The 2303-nt window shown below is 43.3% G+C and carries 2 protein-coding genes; both read right to left on the bottom strand.

The window, feature by feature from the left end; all coding sequences use genetic code 11:
- On the bottom strand, positions 1–1637 hold a 1637-nt coding region (locus F607_RS33320; protein WP_169719857.1), incomplete at its 3' end, for an RHS repeat protein.
- Positions 1638–1687: 50 nt separating this feature from the next.
- Positions 1688–2303 (bottom strand): hypothetical protein (locus F607_RS35020; protein WP_038292459.1); only part of this gene is annotated, 616 nt, incomplete at its 5' end.

Raw genomic sequence — 2303 nt, 5'->3', positions numbered from 1 at the left:
GCCACGGTGCGCTTGGTCTCCAGGCCACGATCGTTGTACTCAAACGCCGTCACTATCCCTTTCCAATCGGTTTTGGTTTTGAGCAAACCGTTATCGTAATAGGTATATTCTTTATTGGCGGCCGCACAGTGTTCAGTTTGTTGGCCTTCGACTTTCACGACTTTATGCACGCCATTAATCACATTAAAGTGATAGGTGGTTTTTTTGCTTAAAGGATTAGTGACGGTAGTGCTGTTATTGGTGTGGTATTCCAGGAAGGTTTTTTCAGTACCACCCGCGTGTTCAGAGCTAATCGCACGGCCTTTATTGTCGTATTTCCAGGTGGCAAAGCGTTTGCCATTACCATCGGTGATCCCCGTTAAATGGTGAGGAAACCAGGGGTTTTCATAATGGAATTGACGTGCATGACCATCAGGATACATGATTTTTTGTAAGGCGGTGTTATCACGCCAGGTGAAGGTGATCGGTTTATGGTTGGATTGCGTTGCCGATTGTAACCGCTGCTGATCATCCAGGGTCAGGGTTAAACGATTGGCTTGGCTATCCATCACTTCGACCTGATGATCTCCCCAGGTAAAGGTGAATACCCTACCTAACGGCTGTTCGACCCGTAAAATACGACCCTGATCGTCATAATACTCTTGCTGCCCATAGTAATTAATTAACCAGGTTGCCCCATGCTTAGCCGTTGATGACAATTGAATCGCCCCAGCAGCCAACGAGGTCCAACCGCTCCCATTTTGTTCAAACACTAAGGTGTTGCCATCAGGTCGGGTATATTCTTTTACGGTAGTTAATTGATTAAAGGGAGTCAGTTGATAATGAAAGTTATGATGCCAAACATCATCGTCACTGTTATACGACAACTGTAAAGGTAAAGCACCTTGAATAACTGACTCCACATGGTATTTATTGCCAGTTGCAATACGCACGGGATTACCTGCCACAGGTGTCGTATCTGGTGCACTACAACTGCCTTCGCCCTTATCGGGGCTGGGTTTGGTTTTACACTGGGGTGGATAGGCTAGTGCATCCAAGCCATAGGAGCACTCAGGCACAGGGGTATCACACTGCTCTTTCTTTTTTGCCAACAGTCCAGAATCACATTCAAAACGACAGCCATGGCCAGGGATGGCTTTTGCACCCAACTGAGTGCAATCCTCACATACAGGATGAACGGTTACTGACCAGTGACGCCTAGTAGAGTCATAACGCTCGCATCTGGTTGAAGTTGCAAAATCAAGTTGCGAACATGAAGTATATTCAACCAAACAGTGATATCGATGACTTGTATAGGCATTGTCATAACGATTGTAAACACAACCCATAAATGTAAAATCTTTAGCATTAATCAGAATGCCATTTATGGAACGACGACCATCATTAGGATTTAAATATATGGCTTTTTCCATTTCATAAGTACAGCCAAATACATTTTTAAACACATTTATAGGCGTTGTTCCATCTGTATTTCTACGCCCTTCTTTGCAGTAATAATTTATGTAGTTACCCCCTGTTTCAATATATTTCTTAGCATAACCTGTGGGACAGGCTTGTTCTGCAATTGAACTACCTACATAAAAACATATGGCTAATGCGAATATTATTTGATAAATTTTCTTGGAAAATAACGGCATAATTTATTTAAGCCCAATAAAACGTAATACTGATAATTAAACAACAAAATTTACTGTACTAACTGCTGACGTTTTTTCACCAGTGCACCGTGTTCATCGTATTGATAAGACGTCTCTACCTGACCATCTGAGGTTTTCAGCGGTAAACGCTTTTCAACGTCCCACTCAGTGATTACAGTGCGGGCTTGTGGGGTACCCACGGCCTCCGTCGTCTCGATCGCTAAACCTTGATCGTTATACTTAAACGCAGTGGTATTACCTTTCCAATCGGTTTTGGTTTTGAGCAAACCATTGTCGTAATAGGTATATTCCTTATTGGCCGCCGCGCAGTGTTCGGTTTGTTGGCCTTCGACTTTCACCACTTTATGAACGCCATTAAATACCTGAAAGTGATAGGTAGTTTTTTTACCTAAAGGATTAGTGACCGTGGTGCTGTTATTGGCGTGATATTCCAGTGAGGTTTTTTCGGTACCACCCGCGTGCTCAGAACTTATAGCCCGACCTTTATCGTCATACTTCCAGGTGGCAAAGCGTTTGCCATTACCATCGGTGATGCCCGTTAAATGCTTTTGAAAGGTTGAATTTTCATAGTGATACTGGCGGATACTGCCATCAGATTTGGTGACTTTTAGTAGTTTATCGTCATCACTCCATGCCAAGGTGGTA

This window comes from Zooshikella ganghwensis DSM 15267 (assembly GCF_000428585.1).
In the GTDB taxonomy this organism is placed as follows: domain Bacteria; phylum Pseudomonadota; class Gammaproteobacteria; order Pseudomonadales; family Zooshikellaceae; genus Zooshikella; species Zooshikella ganghwensis.
This window is presented reverse-complemented; position numbering and strand designations above follow the sequence as displayed.